This is a genomic window from Sneathiella marina (genome assembly GCF_023746535.1).
GTDB lineage: Bacteria > Pseudomonadota > Alphaproteobacteria > Sneathiellales > Sneathiellaceae > Sneathiella > Sneathiella marina.
In genome coordinates this window covers 2,255,978-2,274,085 of the sequence record NZ_CP098747.1, presented here as the reverse complement: position 1 = coordinate 2,274,085, position 18,108 = coordinate 2,255,978, and the positions used below count along the sequence as shown (strand labels likewise).

Sequence of the window (18,108 nt, the reverse complement as noted above, 5' to 3'; positions counted from 1 at the left end):
TTTATTCGACTGTTTCTTCAGTGATTTGTTCATCGACGGATTTTACGCCGACCAATCTTTGGATCGCGGTCCAGTCCTTTTGGAAAACAGCAACTAACGAGGCAATTAGGATCAATCCACCGGTGGCGAGGGCAAATGCCAGACCAAACCACCAAACGGTCTGTGGGATCGCGAGGGGGGTTCTTAAAGGTGTAATAGAACGAGACCCATGAAAATAGCTATCTGCCAACAGATTGAAGCCCAGATAAGCCATTAACCCCATAAACCCGAGGAGAAGGGCCAGTCCGATGATATCTGAGGCAATCCGCGCCCAATGGGGAAAGAGATGGTAGAAAGCGTCTACGCGAATATTGGATCGGGTGATTATTGCATAAGCGAAGGCCAAGCTGGTGGACATACCAAAAGCATATCCTGACAATTCATCAGAGCCCGCGAGGCTTATGTTGAACAATTTACGAACAAACACGTCAATTGTAACCAGAAAAGCGGCCCCGATAAGTAATATGCCACCGAGCCAGACAAGTCTTTTTGATATTCCTTCGCAGCCTGTCAAAAGCGTATTTAACATGAGAAATGCCCTTTTAGTAATTGAAAGGGTGGCGGCCGGTCTGGCTGCCACCCTGAGCAAACTTCTTTACTTTTTTGTGGCGTCCATACCGATGATCGTGCCAACGGATGCATTCCAGTTTTTCGCGCAATCATCACCACAGCGTTCTGCCCAACGAGCAAGAATGACATCTGAGGCTATCTGATCCCGAACTTTAAGATCGGCGTCACTTGGCGTAACCAACGTCATGTTTGCCTTTTCACCGATGTCACATTTTTTACCAGACAGGCAATCCAATGCGATCGCATCTTCTTTTGCTGTTTCGTCCCACATTGCGTCTGTGAGCTTATCCAGTTCGGTTTTCAACGCGGCCTGTTTTTCGGCGCCCAGATCGTTCCATTTGTCCATATTCATGGCGCCAAACGCCAAACCCCATCCAACACGCATGGTGTAGGCATGATCTGCAACTTGATACCATTTTGCTTTATATGCGGACATTGTCCCGGTGATGCCGCAATCGACAACGCCTTTTTCAAGCGCAGGAATGACTTCCGCAAATGGCACCGTGACGCTTGTGCCGCCAACACCTTCTACGAAATCACCAAGGGTTGTTGCATAAACACGAATTTTCTTACCCTTTAAGTCACCAATGTTATTGATGGCGCCTTTGCACCACAGCATCTGGCTTGGAAATGGGTAAAGCTGCAACAGTTTTGCGTTATAAGTTTCGGCCACGGCCTTTTCCAGAATTGGAAAATATGCTTCCGCTACTTTGCGCTGTGTCGCGATATCCTGAGTGACCGAGGAAAGATCGCCTCCTTCAAAAACCGGGTTTTCCGCGGCAACATACCCTGGCAGACCATAGGCGTAGTCATAGACACCTAGCTTTAACAGGCGCATAATTTCGAAGCCTTTCAAGCCGAGCTCGGTTTGCGGCTTGATGTCTCCGGTAATCATGCCATTAGTCGCGGCTGCAATTTTTTCGTTCCAGAAGGGCCCTTCATGCTTTTGATAATTGGTCAAGCTGCCCCAGGTGCCAACGCCCTTGATGACAATTGGATCATCTGCTTGCGCTGATAATCCGAAAAGGCTGACCGCTGCTAGCATGGCAGCGGCGGAGCCGAGTTTTACAAATGTTTTCATAGTGTTTCTCCCTGTTAGGATTAGAGGTTTGGTTAGTGGTTAAAGGTTCGGGTCTTGTAGCCGGGTGGTATCCCAGCTTTTTATGTCCGTGATCAGCATGTGCCCCGGTGCATGTGAAATGAAAATGGGTAGCTTTGCGGACCGGATTGCCGCTTGTGGCGTGACACCGCAGGCCCAGAAAACAGGAACCTCTCCGGCCTTGATTTCTGTCGCGTCCCCCCAATCCGGCGCATCGATATTTGATATGCCGATTGTTTTTGGATCTCCGACATGAACGGGCGATCCATGGGCCTGCGGAAAGCGGGATGTAATATTTACGGCCCGAATAGCGTCTATTTGCGACATCGGTCGCATGGACGCGACCAGCGGCCCGGTGAAAGGCCCTGCCGCTGTCGTTGCAATATTTGTACGATACATGGGAACCGTCTTGTTTTCTTCCATATGCCGTAACGGGATGCCTTCAGAAATCAACGCCTCCTCAAAGGAAAACGAGCAACCGAGAACGAATGCGACAAGATCATTTGTCCAGATGTTGCTGATATCGAGTGTAGTTTCAACGAGATCACCGTTGCGGTAAATGTTGTAGGCAGGGACGTCACTTCTGATATCTACGTCCTTACCAAGATCGTTCAGCAGGGAACTGCCCCCATCCGTGACGCCAATTAAAGGGCAAGGTTTCGGATTTCTCTGGCAAAACCGGAAGAAATCTAGTGCATTTTTTGAAGGAACAATCGCGACATTACCTTGCAGATACCCGAGCCCGAGCCCGGATGTCTGCCCGCAATAGTCGCCGCGCCGAATGGTGGAGCGGATTTCGTCAGGGGAGCAGTTTTTCAGTTGCTGGAAGAGTTCAGCAGCGTCACTTTTTGTCATGTTAGCTAATATCCCCAATTTTCCTTACTGAATTCCAGTTTTCAGAAATTTCAGCCTGTTCGTTGGGAATGTTATTTCACATCATCGAAATAAATTCTAATTCTTAAAATTTACTCGTTCTGATAAATAATTTTTATCAAAAAGTAGATTTTTAAATACATATTTAGAGAATTTGTTCAAATTCAACAAGTTGCGGCTTATTTTTAATAATTATTCTAAAATCAAAAATATGATTAAGAAGACAGATTTTGGTTCAGAAATTTTAAATTTAGCCCCTATTTTGGTAATTTTGAGTGATTTCCAATGCAAGACTGACAACTTTTTCAGTGATGGGATTATAAGGATCTGTTGGATAAGAGGCCGTGAATTTTAAGGCCGAAGGTACCCAGTCGGATTTAATTTCCTGTAATTTTCCAGTTTCCAATTCTCGTTTTATCATGGCCTTGGGAAGAGTTGCAATGCCAATGCCATCAAGGGTCATTCTTAGAATAGCGGCCAGAGAACTGGACGGGAAAATCCGGGTCGGCAGTTCTGTTGTTTGTCGCAGTTGACGTGTGATTTCTGCATAAGGCCGAGTGTTGCGTGCATAGGTTAAAAACGGGAATTTCGCCAACTCCGCCAAAGATAGCTGTTTTTCTATTGGAATCTGCAGTTCCGGTGAGGCGGCCCATATCAAGGAAAAATCCATAAGGTCATAGTTTTCAATGTGAAATTCTGAAACCGGTCCCATTAAAAAGGCGAAATCAAGTGAGCGTTCCGTCAATTCCCGCCTCAAGTTGATTGTTGCATCCACCATAATCTCGACATCCACATCCGGAAATCTATTGTGGAGACCCGAAATAAACTGCGGCAACCATGTATGAACGATGGTTTCAGATACTCCCAGTCGTAAAATCCCGGAAATAGTTGTCGTATCTCCGATACGATCTCGCAAAAGCGTGGAAGTGCGGAGCATTTTCTCAGCGTACGGTAAGAGTTCAAGTCCTTTGGCCGTCAGACGTATTTGACCTGTATCTCGTTCAAACAACCGAACACCCAAAATTTCTTCAAGTTTGGCGATGCGCGATGATATGGCAGGTTGCGTTGCATTCATTTTTTCCGCTGTTTTGCGAAAGCTTCTTAGAGAGGTCACCCATAAAAAGGTCTGCAATTGTATTAAACTGAGATTTTCCTGCACGATAAATTATTCCTATTGAATATGGTGATATTCAAAAAATAAATCTTGTACGCTCATTTGTAAACCGTTCAGGGCAAATAGTTCACGCAGCGCTGATCGATAAAATGATGCCGAGAGACAAACTAGCTCTTTCGCAGGTCACCTACATTGATTATGCTCATCGACAGATAAGAAAAACAAGGAAACAAGTATGAAAAGCTACCAATTTGAAGAATATGGCGCACCCCTCGTTGAAAATATTGGAGAGAACCCAACAGCATCGGGGGACGAGGTTCTTGTAAATGTAACGGCATGCGGTGTTTGCCACAGTGACATTCATATGTGGGAAGGCCATTTTGATTTGGGGCATGGTAAACAGCTGGATATTAAAGCTGGACGGGAATTGCCCTTCACACTGGGTCACGAGATTGTTGGAATAGTCACGGCAGTTGGAGAGAATGTTACGGATGTTGCAGTTGGTGACAAACGGGTTGTTTTCCCCTGGATCGGTTGCGATCAATGCAATATATGCGCATCGGGGAACGAGCATTTATGCAATCGCCCGCGCGCCTTGGGTATCAACGTAAATGGCGGCTATACGGATACGCTAGTGGTTCCGAACTCAAAATACCTCCTGGATTACGGTGACTTGTCAAAAGATCTTGCTTGTACCTACACCTGTTCTGGGTTGACGGCTTACGGAGCTCTTAAAAAAGTTAAATCCCGAGCAGATGGCGGTAAGCTGTTGGTTATTGGTGCCGGTGGTGTCGGACTTGCAGCCATGGCGATTGCCAAATCCGTAACCAATGCGGATATATATGTGGCAGATATCGACCCTGAAAAACGCCAGGCTGGTCTGGACGCGGGTGCTGTAGCTGCGATTGATCCGTCCGATCCTGCAACCTTTAAAAGCTTTATGGGTATGACCGGTGGCGGTGTGAACGCCACCATTGATTTTGTTGGTGCGGAAAGCAGTGCGGCCTTTGGTGCCAAAGTGCTGGCCAAAGGTGGCAAGCTCGTGATTGTCGGATTATTCGGCGGTAGTTTTTCCATGCCTATCCCCATGTTCCCTATCAAAGCCATGTCGGTGGAGGGAAGTTATGTGGGAAGTTTGTCTGAAATGCGTGAGCTGATGGATTTGGCGAAAGCAGGGAAGCTAAGTGAGCTGGCGATTACGCCGCGTCCAATGGCGGAAGCGAATGCGACACTGGAAGATTTAAGAGCTGGGAATATTGTTGGCCGCGTTGTGCTTCAAAGCTAAAGTTGCCCGGGATAATATGATGAAAAGGCGGCGTTAGCCGCCTTTTTTTTAGCTAGTGGATTGGGCCACCCATTTCCATGTCAATCAGTTCATTGACAACCCGTAGTAATTCCACGCAGGCGTACAGATCTTCTTCAGCCTGGTTCGTGTCCCGCAAATTCTGGGCTTCGCCATTTAGCAGGTCAATGGCATGCTCGCCTTGCTGCAATATCAGGTTATGGGCTGTACTATAGAGATCCACCGTTGTTTCCGGGTGAAGTTCAATAACATTCATCATGGCACTCTTCCTTACAGTGGCCGTCAATATTGGTTGCTAGGAAGAAGCTTAGAAAATTCGTCTTAACAGCGGGTTAAGAAGATGATTAAAGAAAGCAGGACGCTAAAAGGGCAAATCAACGGCATTTGTCAGGAAACGCATAAAAGGCACGGCTTTTTGAAAGGTTTCGTCGACTTCATCAATAAAACCAGGCGTCGTGATGCTGTCAATGGAAGCCAACGGTTTCATGATAAAAAAGGTTTTCCGGCGTAAATCGATAATATTGGGATGATCTATGTCATAGCCCTTAGGTGCGCGCTTCAGGCCATCCCCATTTACGTCAGTAAAAGCATTCATAAATTCGGGATCTTGCTTGATGGCATTCCATTTCGCACCTTGCTCGTGGATATTACGTCGAATTTCCGAAAGAACCGGGGCCGGGGGTAAATAAACACCACCCCCAAATCGCACGCCATTTGGGGCAATATGTACATAAAACCCCGGCGCATGAGCATCCCGGCCAGCCTGATGCCGGAACTGACAGGCACAATGCTCTTTGTAGGGGCGGGGATCCCGAGAGAAGCGGACATCACGATAGATGCGGAACATGGAGCCACCATTTGGGCGGGGATCCGCAATATACATGGGGGCAATGGCTTCCAGACGGGGCGCCATGGCTTCGATAAAGTCACTCATCGGGTAAACGACAGTATCCTTAAATCGCTGCTTGTTCTCGTTAAACCAGGGGCGATTATTATTTTCGATAAGTTCGGAGTAAAAGGCCAAAAGGTCTTTGGGAAATCCCGAAAATTGCGTAGACATAATGCTAAAACATTACCTTAATTAAATTTTACGAAGATCCAATACTCGTTTTGCCTTACCCAGCGATCTGTCGATCGATCCTGGTTCGCAAATGTCAATGGCAGCGCTGACCCCAAGCACTCCCTTTATTCTATGTTGCAGTTCTTTGGCTGTTGCGTCATCGGGTGTGGCAGATAAATCGCGTTCTACGCGGACTGTCAACGTATCCAACGCGCCCTCACGCCGTACTTCCAGAACATAATGTGCGGATAATCCGCCGGTCTGAACAACCAGTTCCTCAACTTGCGACGGAAATAGATTTACACCCCTGATTATCAACATATCGTCTGTCCGGCCGGTTATCTTTTCCATTCGGCGCATGGATCTGGAGGTTCCAGGCAGCAATCTTGATAAATCTCCCGTTCTGTAGCGTATGACGGGAAATGCTTCTTTCGTAAGAGAACTAAAAACGAGCTCACCTTGCTCTCCGTCAGGAAGAACCTCTCCGGTATCTGGATCTATGATTTCCGGATAAAAATGATCTTCCCAAATCACCGGGCCATCTTTGGATTCCAGACATTCAACAGCCACACCGGGGCCCATTACTTCAGATAGTCCGTAAATATCCAAAGCATCAATATCGAAACGGTCTTCAATTTGCTCCCTCATGGCGTTGGTCCAGGGTTCGGCTCCAAAAATACCGGCTTTTAAGGGGCTTTTTCTAGGATCAATTCCTTGACGTTCATATTCTTCTGCAATGGCGAGCATGTAGGAAGGGGTCACCATAATAATGTCCGCACCGAAGTCATTTATCACCTGCACCTGACGCTCTGTTTGGCCGCCAGACATGGGAACAACGGCGCAACCGAGACGCTCTGCCCCATAGTGTGCACCCAGACCGCCTGTGAAAAGGCCATATCCATAGGTTACATGGACTGTGTGATCTCGCGTTCCACCACATGCCCTGATTGATCTGGCTCCCAAATCTGCCCAGTTATCAATATCATTTTGCGTGTAGGCGACAACCGTCGCACGCCCCGTTGTACCGGAAGAAGCGTGAAAGCGAACAATGTCTGATTTTGGAACAGCGACCATTCCAAAAGGATAGTTATCGCGAAGGTCCTGTTTTTTACAAAATGGAAACTTCGCGAGATCTTCAAGGGAATGAAAGTCTTCAGGGTGAACACCAGCCGCATCAAACCTGTCTTTAAACAGCGGGACATTCGCATAACTATGCGCAAGACTGGTTTTTAAACGTTCAACCTGTAAGGCTGATATTTCATCGCGACTGGCTATTTCAATGGGATCCAGCTCCGCATGTGTCGGTGGTGTTAGACGCATCATTCCCTCATCTTAGTATGATTAGTGGTTATATCCGCTCAATTACAGTCGCGATACCCTGACCGACGCCGATGCACATGGTGCAAAGGGCATACCGTCCACCTGTCCGTTGCAGCTGATACATGGCCGTTGTGATCAAACGCGCGCCCGACATTCCCAAGGGATGGCCCAGGGCAATGGCGCCGCCTAAGGGATTGACCCTTGGATCGTCATCTTTCAAACCCAGTTCCCGCATGACAGCAAGACCTTGGGCAGCAAAAGCTTCATTCAGTTCAATAACATCCATTTCGTCAATACTGAGTCCCAAGCGCTCGAGAAGCTTCTTGCTGGCCGGGGCGGGACCCATCCCCATGATACGGGGAGGAACGCCGGCTGTGGCTGCGCCAACAACCCGTGCTTTTGCGGTCAGGCCGTATTTTTCGATGGCTTCTTCAGATGCCAGCAAAATAGCGCAGGCGCCATCATTGACACCGGATGCGTTACCGGCGGTCACCGACCCTCCAGCACGGAACGGTGCCTTCAGGGCAGCCAGTTTTTCGATACTCGTTGCCCGCGGATGTTCATCGCGATCAACAACAATGGGATCGCCTTTTCGTTGGGGAATATGAACCGGAGTGATTTCTTCCGCCAACATCCCATTTTCTTGAGCTGCAGCGGCTTTTTCCTGACTACGCAGGGCAAAAAGATCCTGATCTTCCCGTCGGACCTGATAATCCTCTGCGACATTTTCAGCGGTTTCAGGCATTGAATCAGTTCCAAAACCCTCATGCATTTTCTTATTAACGAAACGCCAGCCAATGGTTGTGTCATAGACTTCTGCATTGCGCGAAAATGCTGCTGTGGCTTTCCCCATAACAAATGGCGCTCGGCTCATGCTTTCCACACCGCCAGAAATTCCCAGCTCGGCTTCACCTGTCATAATTTGCCGGGCGACTGTTGCCGTGGCGTCCATGCCGGATCCGCATAAACGGTTGATGGTTGCACCGGACACTGTATCCGGCAATCCCGCCAATAAGGAGCTCATGCGGGCAACATTCCGATTGTCTTCTCCGGCTTGATTGGCATTACCAAAGATCACGTCGTCGACCTTCTCCCAGTCAACAGACGGGTTTCTCTCCATCAAAGCCTTGATGGGAATCGCACCGAGATCGTCGGGCCGGACGGCCGACAGGGAACCGCCATAGCGGCCAATTGGTGTTCTTGTCGCGTCACAAATATATGCATTTTTCATTTTTCTTCTTTCGATGTGAGACCCGGGATCATTTGACCCTTAATAGTGTGAGAGTTACCGCGGAAAAGAGCAACGATGTCATCCTGCTCATTGGTAACCGTAATGTCATACAAGCCCGTTCGACCGGTTCTTGATTGTTCTTCTGCCGTTGCTGTTAATAGAGTATCTGGAGCGACTGCTTTCAGGAAATTTATTTGTGCGGATTGAGCCACTGCATTTTGATTATACGCATTGCAGGCATAGGCGAAAGCGGTATCGGCAAGGGTAAAGACGTACCCGCCGTGACAGATATTGTGACCGTTCAACATGGTGTCTGTAACCCGCATTGTCATGACAGCCCGGCCCGGTCCGATTTCCTTAAGGGCAATCCCAAGATGTTGCGCAGCGATATCCTTTCGATACATGGTCTCCGCAACTGTTTTCGCTACATCTTCGGGTGAAAGGCTTTCATTATCCGCCATCTCAACGACCTTTAAATTTTGCCGGCCGTTTTTCCATGAAAGCTGAGACACCTTCCTGAAAATCTTCTGTGTGATGAGCAATTTGTTGGAAATCTCGCTCCACATCCAACTGGGCTTTAAGATTATTTCCTAGGCTGGCATTCATCGCCTGCTTGATCAGGGCATATCCCTTAGTCGGGCCGGAAGCCATACGTATTGCAAGGTTTTCGGCCGCCTCCATAAGCTCGTCATCCTCATAAACCTTCCAGATGAGGCCCATTCTCTCAGCTTCTTCTGCGGAAATCTTGTCACCCAGCATAGCAAGACCCATGGCCTTGCCTGATCCGATAAGCCGGGGCAGGAAATAAGTACTTCCAGCATCAGGGATGAGGCCAATATGGCAAAAAGCTTGCAAGAAATAGGCTGAATGGGCAGCAAGAACAATATCGCTTGCAAGGGCCAGACTCATGCTGGCGCCAGCGGCAATTCCATTTACAGCGGCAATGACCGGCTTGTCCAGTTCGCGAAGGAAAAGGATTAATGGATTATATTGTTTCTCCAGCGCCTCACCAGCGGTGAGGCGGGGATTTTCAGCATCCCCTTCATCAGACAGATCGGCGCCTGCTCCAAATGCTCGGCCAGCGCCGGTTATCAGGACACATCGGACGCTATCGCTTTCCAACTCGGGCCGGATATCTTTCAATTCCCGATGCATTAGGCTGCTGAAACTGTTTAATTTCTCAGGGCGGTTAAGAGTAAGTTTTGCTACTCCATCCTGAATATCAAGTAAAATGGTCGAATAAGACATAGTACAGATTTTCCCGTTTTTTTTATCTAAGTGTATCATTAACCGTTTTCGGAAAAATGATAAAGGAAAGATTACCTACTTATGCGTAAGATGCCGAGAAAATAAATGAGGCAAAAAAAAGCGATTGTCGAAGACAACCGCTTTGAGGGTGAGGAATTATGACTTTAGCCTGTCTGCGCCAGGCCGCTCTGCAAGTGTTTCACTTGGTTGCGGCCAGCATTTTTAGCCGCGTAAAGCGCTTCGTCTGCACGATTAATATATGTTAAGGCGTCTTCGCGGGGGGTATAGAGCGCCACCCCGAATGACATGGTGATTTTTCCGACATCTTCTCCAGTTGACCGTTTTACCAGCTTTTTCGAAGAAACGGCGGTTCGTAAGTCATTGGCGAGGTCGACGGCTTCATCCAATTCTGTATTGGGCAGGATTATCCCGAATTCTTCGCCTCCATACCGAGCTGCTGTTGCCGTCCTGCCAATGCCGCCGGTCAGTGTTTTGGCAACCAGTTTTAAGACCTGATCCCCAAAGGGGTGCCCGTGGGTATCATTGAATTTCTTAAAATGATCAATATCAGAAAGAAGAAGGCAAGTCGGTGTGTTTGTCTCAAGAGACATAGAAGTGGCTTTCGCCAACGCAGCGTCAAAGCTCTTCCGATTTGCGATACCTGTTAAACCATCAGTTAATGCCTCTTCCTGCACTTCAGCCAATAACTTGCGTAAATTGGATATTTCCTTCGACGCGCTATCCAGACTGTCATTCAACTTCATTGCATTGTCGGACATGGTTGAAGTTTGACTGACAATTTCACCAATAACATCTTGCAACTCAGTGACACTGAGGCTGTCCGCCTTGGTAGCAAAATCGGAAAGCTGTTCGCCATAATTGGAAAAATCGCCAGTAGTTGCGTTGAGGTTCACCATTACGCTGTCCATCGATTTCTGAACAATGCGGTTTGATTCCTGAATGGCTTTGTTTTCTTTTTCAAACGTGAAAAAGTCGCGATAGATTTCACTGGCGATTTTATCCGTGAATTTCCCATCCGTTTCCATGAGTTCGTTGACGCGGCGCACCAGATCAGGATTAGATTCCGTCAGGTACTCATACCAAATAGTATAATTCCTTGGGAGTTGACGAATACTCTGATCTTTGAGTAATGCCATGGTGTTTTTGGCATTGGCCTCTATAGTCTTAAATGAGTTACTTTGTGCCACGCGCTTGTTTCCTAAAAAGATTAAGGTTTTGTTACACTTCTGAACTCTATTGCTGCAAGAAACCACAAATTGGTTACCAAGATATTAAAGCCGATCAAAGTAATAAAAAATTAGGTCACTTTGGCTGAAAATTTACCCAAAAATGCCGTTAAATCCCTAAATACTTGTATTTTACTTCATCATCCTCAACTAGAGAGGTTGAGTTGCCTTCCCAAACCACTTGTCCTTTTTCCATGATATAGTGGCGATCCGCGAATTTACTGAGAGCCTGAACGTTCTTGTCAATCACCAGAATTGACTGGCCTTCTTGTTTCAGACCGGCGAGGCAGGTCCAAATTTCTTCACGGATTAGCGGGGCTAATCCTTCAGTGGCCTCATCGAGAATGAGCAATTCCGGGTTGGTCATTAGGGCGCGGGCAATGGCCAGCATTTGCTGTTCACCCCCCGACAACTGATTTCCCATGCTGGTTTTACGTTCGCGAAGCCGGGGAAATAGCTCGAGAACCCGATCGAGGCTCCAGTTACCTTTTCCATCGCGGCCGACATAGGCAGTTGCCACCAGATTTTCCAAAACATCCAAATTGGGGGAAATCAGGCGCCCCTCCGGGACAAGACCGATGCCAAGTCTGGCGATCTTATAGGAAGGCAGTGCCGTGATGTTGGTTCCTTCAAACAGGATCTCACCGGATTGGGCTGCGGTCAGCCCCATAATGGAACGCACTGTGGTGGTTTTTCCCATGCCGTTGCGGCCCATCAGGGTCACCACTTCCCCGGCGGCTATTTTCAAGGACATGCCGAACAGCACCTGACTTTGGCCATAGAATGTATTTATGGAATTGACTTCAAGCATATTTACGCATCCTCGCCGAGATAGGCCTGGCGGACTTCCGGATTCTGACGAATTTCTTCCGGCGTGCCGGTGGCAATAGCCTTGCCATACACCAGAACTGTGATCCGATCAGCAAGACTGAAGACGGCGTCCATATCATGCTCAATCAAAAGAATGGAATATTGCTCCTTTAGGGATTTCAGGATCGTGACCAGATTGGCGCTGTCTTCCACGGACATCCCCGCCATGGGTTCATCGAGTAGCAGCATTTTCGGATTAGTGGCCAGGGCGACGGCCAGTTCAAGCTGGCGTTGCTCACCGTGGCTGAGAGCAGAAACAATGGTGTCCTTCTTGTTTTCCAGGCCCATCTGCCGAAGGGTTTTAAGCGCAGGCTCGACAAGCGAGGGCGTTTTATTTGCCGGGCGCCAGAAGCGGAAGGAATGGCCCTGATGGGCTTGAACGGCAAGTGTAATATTCTCCAGGACCGAGAAATTCTGGAACAACGACGTGATCTGAAACGACCGCGCGAGCCCAAGGTGGGAGCGCGCAGGTTCTGACATTCGGCGGATTTGCCGTCCGGCGAAGGTTACCGAACCAGCATCGGACTGGATCTCGCCGGTCAGCTGCTTGATGAGGGTTGTCTTGCCAGCACCATTAGGACCGATAATGGCGTGAAGCTCTCCTTGCCGGACAGTGAGTGACAGGGTATCGGTTGCCAGTAACCCGCCATAGCGTTTGACCATATTTTCGATGATGAGAAGATCTGTACTCATGAGCGTTTATCTTTTCCGGGCAGGAAGCTGTCGATGCCGTTGCGGGCATAAAGGACAATGATGATGAGGAGAGGGCCAAACAAAAGTTGCCAATATTCCCCGACACGCAATCCACCGATCGTCAACGGGATTGAGGACAGGAGTTCTTCGAGCATGAGAAAGGCGACTGCCCCATATAAAGGGCCGAACAAGTTGCCGATACCGCCAAGAACAATCATGATGATCAAATCACCGGATCGGGTCCAATGCATCATGTCGGGGCTGACAAAATCATTCAGGTTGGCCATCAGAAACCCGGCATATCCTGCGATGGTGCCAGCGATGACAAAGGCGACCAGACGATATTTATATGGGGAAAAACCAATGGATCGCATGCGGGCTTCATTGGATTTACTACCGCGGATCACATTTCCGAACTGCGAACCGACTAATCGGTGCATGAGGTAAAGCAGAATGAGCAAGGAGAAGAAGACCAGATAATACAGGCTGTTTTCATTGCTCATATCGATCAGACCCAACATATCGCTGCGTGAATAGATGCTGAGGCCATCATCGGCGCCATAGGTTTCCACCCCGACTGCAGTGAAATACAGCATCTGGGAAAAGGCCATGGTGATCATAATAAAGTAAACACCGCGGGTTCGAAGGCTGATGGCACCAATGACCAGCGCGATGACCGCTGAGCCAAAGATTGCACCGAATAGCTGAACATAGCCGTTCAGCATCCAGTCAACACCGTCTTCAAAGGCATGAAAGGCACCAATCCCAACCATATAGGCACCAACGCCAATATAGGCAGCGTGGCCAAAACTGACCATTCCGCCATATCCGATTAACAGATTGAGGCTAAGGGCGGCGATGGCCAGAATGAGGATGCGAGTGGTCAGGCCCACATAGAAACTGTCATCGATCATCTCGGCAATAAAGGGGACCAGGGCCAGTAAAAGGATCAAGGCGCTGTTGATCAGAACGCGGGGGGACATACTCATCGGCCAACTCCCTTCGGTGGGAACAGGCCTTGCGGCCGGACGGCAAGTACAAGTGCCATCAGGATATAGATAAGCATGGAGGAAATGGCGGGTGCCGCTGTAGCGGCGCTATCCTCGGCAACCATAAGCTTTAGTATTTCGGGCAAAAACGACCGGCCGACCGTATCAATCAGTCCGACAATGATGGCCGCAATAAATGCCCCCTTGATAGAACCGATCCCACCGATCACGATAACAACAAGTGTCAGGATAAGAATACCATCTCCCATTCCGATTTCAACAGAGAGGATTGGTCCAGCCATCAGGCCTGCGAGCGCCGCCAAAGCCGCGCCCAACCCGAACACCAGTGTAAAGAGGAGCTTGATATTAATCCCGAGTGCGCCGATCATTTCCCGGTTACTGGCTCCAGCGCGGATTAACATGCCCATGCGGGTTTTGGACACAATGGCGTAAAGCAATCCGGCAACGAAGAAACCGATCAGGATAATGGCGACCCGATAAGTCGGGTAGGGCACGCCCGGTATAACCTCGACCGTGGAATTGAGGAAAGCCGGTAGCGGAATATCCAGTCCGATAGGGCCCCAGACAAGACGGACGAATTCGTTGAAAAACAGGATCAGGCCAAATGTTGCCAGAACCTGATCAAGGTGATCGCGTGCATACAAGTTCCTAAGGGCTATGACCTCGACCAGGATGCCCAAAATAAACGTCGCCGGTATAGCCAGAAGCGCCCCTAACAGGAAGGAATCTGTCCAACCTGTGAATGTCGCGCAGAAATAGGCCCCCATCATATACAGGGAACCATGGGCCAGATTAACCAGATCCATTATCCCGAAAACAAGAGTCAATCCTGCTGCGAGCAAAAACAACAATATACCGAGTTGGAACCCGTTCAATACTTGTTCCAGCAAAAGCAACCAGTTCATAGAGAAGCCTTAAAAGGTGGGTACGAAGTTAATGAAGAAAAAAGCGCGCAGCATCGGCTGCAGCTGCGCGCTTGAATGTTTCCGAAGAAACGTGACCGGTAAATCTACCAGGACAATTTGCAGTCTTTTACATATGTGTCCTGATGATCGACATATACGGTATCAACAACTTTTGTTGTATAAACGCCTTCTGGATCTTTACCAACTTGACGCAGGTAGAAGTTCTGGATGGGCATATGATTCTGGCCGAACTTGAAATTACCGCGAATACTGTCGAATTCAGCAAGCCGTAGGGCGTTACGCGTATCGTCTCGATTGCTCAAGTCACCCTTTACTTTTTCAACAGCACTATTTATCAGCATGATTGAATCATATGACTGAGCAGCGTAATGGCTTGGATAATGGCCGTATTTGGCCTTGAAATCCGCCACGAATTTCTTGTTTGCCGGTACGTCAAGGTCCGGAGACCAGAATTGTGTCATCAAGCTGCCATCAGCCAATTCACCAATACGCGGCAGGCTGATACTGTCCACTGTAAACACTGTATAAAGCGGTACGGAGGCAGCCAGAGCGGCTTGTGAATACTGCTTCATGAATTGTGCGCCATGTTTCCCAGGATAGAAAACAAAGAGTGCATCAGGCTTGGCTGCCCGGACTTTTGCCAATTCGGCGGAGAAATCGAGCTGTGCCGGGAATTTTGTCATGTCCTTGCCGACGATTTTTCCTTTAAATGTCCGCTCGACGCCGGTGACCATGTTTTTACCCGCAGCATAGTTAGGCGCCATGATATACAGGTTCTTGATACCCCGCTGATTAAGAACTTCACCCATTGCCATAGGTGTCTGGTCATTCTGCCAGGAGGTGGAGAAGAAATTCTCATGGCAGAGCTTGCCAGCAACCGGGCTTGGGCCGGCATTTGAGCTGATCAAGAAAGTATCGCTGTCGACAACGCTTTTATAGGAGGCCATAAGAACATGGCTCCAGATATATCCGGCGACAAAGTCGACTTTGTCTTTTTTGACAAGCTTGTCGGTTTTTTGTTTTCCGATTTCCGGCTTGAAACCGTCATCTTCATAAATGATCTCGATATCTTTACCGGCCATTTTACCGCCGAGATGATCCACGGCAAGATCTACGGCTTCGCGCATGTCTTTACCAATTGCACCGGCACCCGTTGACAATGTTGTCACGAAACCGATTTTCACACTGTCTGCCGCAACCGACAAAGCTGGTGTGCCAAGCAACGCGATAGCGGAGACAAGGCCAATAAATTTCTTGTTCACGATATAACTCCCTGTGCTGTGTGGAAACAAGCCCTTTACCTGTTTCGACCAATTAAGCAGCTGATAGATTAGGTATTTTTTGAGAGAGCGCAAAGAATTTGTTTAAAATTGCTATTCACTTTTGTTATTATCACGAATTCTTGTATTGATATGATGCTTCCGCGGCTTGGCCTAGTTGAATGCCTTGAAGGTAATCATCGTAAAAGTATCTTTAATATTTCCCAGGGTCTGGATTTGCTCATTGACGAAATGGCCAATATCCTGCTCATCAGAGAGGTAGCATTTCATCATCAGGTCATATTGGCCGGAAATCGAATAGACTTCGGATACCTGCTCTACATTTTCAACGGCTTCCGCCGCGACGTCATAGGCTTTTCCAAGCTCACACTTTACCATGATAAAGATTGTTTTCATTGGCGGGTCCTCTTTGAAGCCTGGAAATAAAAATCACGAGATTTTTATAACACAAAACAATGAATTTTGGGAATGACAGAGCACGGGAAAATAAAAAAAAGCGGATTTGTCTAAACCCGCTTTTATGGGAATTTTATTCTGAAGCGGATTTCCGGAAAGGGATATTGAAGAAAGCGGGAACATTGTCACCAAGACCCAGGACCGGAACGCCATCATCGTCGTTTGAATAGCGGGAACGTCTTGATTTATTCTGCGATTTCCGGGGTTTGGCGGCAGCGACTTCCTTTTGTGCTGACCCGGTCGGGGTCGCTTCTGTTTTTTCGGCAGTTTTATTCTCTGAAACTGAATTGGCGGTTTCAGTGGCGGTCGCACCTTTTGAAGATTTTCCGGGCGTCCGGGAACGGCTGCGTGCCGGAGTTTTTGACTGGCGCTTTTCACGGGTGGAAATTTCTGACGCTTCCGCGGCGATATCGTCCATACCATCAAGTGCGAGCGGAGGAATTTCCTTACCCACCAGTTTATTGATGGCCTCAAGATATTTGCCATCGCTTTTGGTTGCGATGGTATAGGCATGGCCTTCCTGACCTGCTCTGCCTGTCCGGCCGATGCGATGGATATAATCTTCTGCATGGGATGGGACGTCGAAATTGAAGACATGGCTGACAGAGCTGACATCAATACCGCGTGCAGCAACGTCGGAACAGACCAACAGCGATATTTCGCCGGATTTAAACTTGGCCAGTGTTTCCATGCGGTGGCTCTGGCTCATATCGCCATGCATTGCGCCGGCACTGAAGCCGTGCTTTTCCAAAGAGCCGAACAGGATGTCCACGTCTTTTTTCCGGTTACAGAAAATAAAGGCGTTTTTCACATCTTCGTTTTTAAGCAATTTACGAATGGCAGGGCGTTTTTCGGATCGTTGAACAGTTACCAGACCCTGTGTCACGGTTTTGGCTGTATCTGTGGGGGCGGAAACTTCGACTTCTTTAGGGTTCATCAGGAATTTGTCAGCCAGTTTGCGCATGTCCTTGGACATGGTGGCCGAGAAGAACAAGGTTTGGCGTAAAGGAGGCATCAACGAGACGATACGCTCTACATCCGGAATAAAGCCCATATCCATCATTCGGTCAGCTTCATCGATCACCAGCGTCTTGACACCGTTTAGCAGAACCTTGCCGCGCTCAAAATGATCCAGCAGGCGCCCAGGTGTCGCGATTAAGACATCGACGCCCTTGTCAAGTTTGGCTTCCTGGTCAGCAAAGGAGACACCGCCAATCAACAGGGCCATGGACAGGTTGCTGTATTTTCCGTAATTTTCGAAATTATCCGCTACCTGGGCGGCCAACTCACGTGTTGGTTCTAGGATCAGGGAACGTGGCATTCTGGATTTTGCTTGACCGGAGGCCAGGATATCAATCATCGGCAGCGTAAAACTTGCTGTCTTACCAGTACCAGTTTGCGCCGTACCAAGCACATCCCGCCCCATAAGAACATAAGGGATGGCTTTTTCTTGGATGGGAGTAGGGGTGTCGTATCCGGAATCCCCGACTGCTTTCAAAACTTCAGGGCTTAAGCCGAGATCTGCAAAATTCATATATTAAGAACTGCCGTATAAAAATGGTGTAAAGTCTGTAAAACATTGCGCAATTTAGTGAAAAGGGGCGCTCTGTCAAACGTTTCCTGCGTATTTTCTAATAATACCGGTGTAAAACGGTTAAATTCCGCCTAAATGGCACATTTTAAAGAATTTTGTTCTCAGGCGACACCAGCCGTTGTACAGGTGATAACAACAAAATTGGCAGAATCATCCATTATATTACAACAAATTA

19 protein-coding genes are annotated in these 18,108 nt (G+C 48.3%); 1 reads left to right on the top strand and 18 read right to left on the bottom strand.

Annotated features, from left to right (window positions below; all coding sequences use genetic code 11):
* Position 1: 1 nt before the first annotated feature.
* From NBZ79_RS10845 to NBZ79_RS10830, 4 genes are all read right to left on the bottom strand, one after another.
* Entirely contained in the window at positions 2–568 is a 567-nt protein-coding gene (locus NBZ79_RS10845) for a TRAP transporter small permease subunit (RefSeq protein WP_251932449.1), read from the bottom strand.
* A gap of 66 nt (positions 569–634) precedes the next feature.
* A complete protein-coding gene (locus tag NBZ79_RS10840) occupies positions 635–1,690 on the bottom strand; it encodes a TRAP transporter substrate-binding protein (RefSeq protein ID WP_251932448.1) in 1,056 nt (351 codons plus the stop codon).
* Positions 1,691–1,729: 39 nt separating this feature from the next.
* Entirely contained in the window at positions 1,730–2,563 is an 834-nt protein-coding gene (locus tag NBZ79_RS10835) for a putative hydro-lyase (RefSeq protein ID WP_251932447.1), read from the bottom strand.
* A 268-nt stretch (positions 2,564–2,831) separates the two neighbouring features.
* Entirely contained in the window at positions 2,832–3,656 is an 825-nt protein-coding gene (locus tag NBZ79_RS10830; RefSeq protein ID WP_251932446.1) for a LysR family transcriptional regulator, read from the bottom strand.
* Positions 3,657–3,930: 274 nt separating this feature from the next.
* Between NBZ79_RS10830 and NBZ79_RS10825 the strand changes: the two genes are divergently transcribed.
* Positions 3,931–4,980: an alcohol dehydrogenase gene (locus tag NBZ79_RS10825; RefSeq protein WP_251932445.1), complete on the top strand. Its 1,050-nt coding sequence runs from the start codon at positions 3,931–3,933 to the stop codon at positions 4,978–4,980.
* Between the two features lie 52 nt (positions 4,981–5,032).
* Here NBZ79_RS10825 and NBZ79_RS10820 read toward each other — a convergent pair whose 3' ends face one another.
* The 14 genes from NBZ79_RS10820 to NBZ79_RS10755 form a co-directional block, all read right to left on the bottom strand.
* Entirely contained in the window at positions 5,033–5,257 is a 225-nt protein-coding gene (locus NBZ79_RS10820) for a hypothetical protein (protein ID WP_251932444.1), read from the bottom strand.
* 102 nt (positions 5,258–5,359) lie between these two features.
* Entirely contained in the window at positions 5,360–6,058 is a 699-nt protein-coding gene (locus NBZ79_RS10815; RefSeq protein WP_251932443.1) for a DUF2461 domain-containing protein, read from the bottom strand.
* 21 nt (positions 6,059–6,079) lie between these two features.
* Positions 6,080–7,378 carry a phenylacetate--CoA ligase PaaK gene (gene paaK / locus NBZ79_RS10810; protein ID WP_420854608.1) on the bottom strand — a complete coding sequence of 433 codons (1,299 nt, stop codon included), beginning with the start codon at positions 7,376–7,378 and terminating at the stop codon, positions 6,080–6,082.
* A gap of 28 nt (positions 7,379–7,406) precedes the next feature.
* Positions 7,407–8,609, bottom strand: coding sequence for a 3-oxoadipyl-CoA thiolase (gene pcaF, locus NBZ79_RS10805; RefSeq protein ID WP_251932441.1), 1,203 nt, complete (start codon positions 8,607–8,609; stop codon positions 7,407–7,409).
* Positions 8,606–9,070: a hydroxyphenylacetyl-CoA thioesterase PaaI gene (paaI, locus tag NBZ79_RS10800; RefSeq protein ID WP_251932440.1), complete on the bottom strand. Its 465-nt coding sequence runs from the start codon at positions 9,068–9,070 to the stop codon at positions 8,606–8,608. Before paaI ends, pcaF begins: the two co-directional genes overlap by 4 nt.
* Position 9,071: 1 nt before the next feature.
* Positions 9,072–9,857 carry an enoyl-CoA hydratase-related protein gene (locus NBZ79_RS10795; protein ID WP_251932439.1) on the bottom strand — a complete coding sequence of 262 codons (786 nt, stop codon included), beginning with the start codon at positions 9,855–9,857 and terminating at the stop codon, positions 9,072–9,074.
* 164 nt (positions 9,858–10,021) lie between these two features.
* Positions 10,022–11,065: a GGDEF domain-containing protein gene (locus tag NBZ79_RS10790; protein ID WP_251932437.1), complete on the bottom strand. Its 1,044-nt coding sequence runs from the start codon at positions 11,063–11,065 to the stop codon at positions 10,022–10,024.
* A gap of 148 nt (positions 11,066–11,213) precedes the next feature.
* Entirely contained in the window at positions 11,214–11,915 is a 702-nt protein-coding gene (locus NBZ79_RS10785; protein ID WP_251932436.1) for an ABC transporter ATP-binding protein, read from the bottom strand.
* Positions 11,916–11,917: 2 nt separating this feature from the next.
* Positions 11,918–12,667 carry an ABC transporter ATP-binding protein gene (locus NBZ79_RS10780; protein WP_251932434.1) on the bottom strand — a complete coding sequence of 250 codons (750 nt, stop codon included), beginning with the start codon at positions 12,665–12,667 and terminating at the stop codon, positions 11,918–11,920.
* Positions 12,664–13,656 carry a branched-chain amino acid ABC transporter permease gene (locus NBZ79_RS10775; protein WP_251932433.1) on the bottom strand — a complete coding sequence of 331 codons (993 nt, stop codon included), beginning with the start codon at positions 13,654–13,656 and terminating at the stop codon, positions 12,664–12,666. Before NBZ79_RS10775 ends, NBZ79_RS10780 begins: the two co-directional genes overlap by 4 nt.
* Positions 13,653–14,582, bottom strand: coding sequence for a branched-chain amino acid ABC transporter permease (locus NBZ79_RS10770; RefSeq protein WP_251932431.1), 930 nt, complete (start codon positions 14,580–14,582; stop codon positions 13,653–13,655). Before NBZ79_RS10770 ends, NBZ79_RS10775 begins: the two co-directional genes overlap by 4 nt.
* Positions 14,583–14,686: 104 nt before the next feature.
* Positions 14,687–15,868, bottom strand: a complete 1,182-nt coding sequence (locus NBZ79_RS10765; protein ID WP_420854607.1) for an ABC transporter substrate-binding protein — start codon at positions 15,866–15,868, stop codon at positions 14,687–14,689.
* Between the two features lie 168 nt (positions 15,869–16,036).
* Complete coding sequence (locus tag NBZ79_RS10760) at positions 16,037–16,279, bottom strand: Lrp/AsnC ligand binding domain-containing protein (RefSeq protein ID WP_251932429.1); 243 nt, start codon at positions 16,277–16,279, stop codon at positions 16,037–16,039.
* A gap of 133 nt (positions 16,280–16,412) precedes the next feature.
* Positions 16,413–17,873: a DEAD/DEAH box helicase gene (locus NBZ79_RS10755; RefSeq protein WP_251932427.1), complete on the bottom strand. Its 1,461-nt coding sequence runs from the start codon at positions 17,871–17,873 to the stop codon at positions 16,413–16,415.
* Positions 17,874–18,108: the final 235 nt, after the last annotated feature.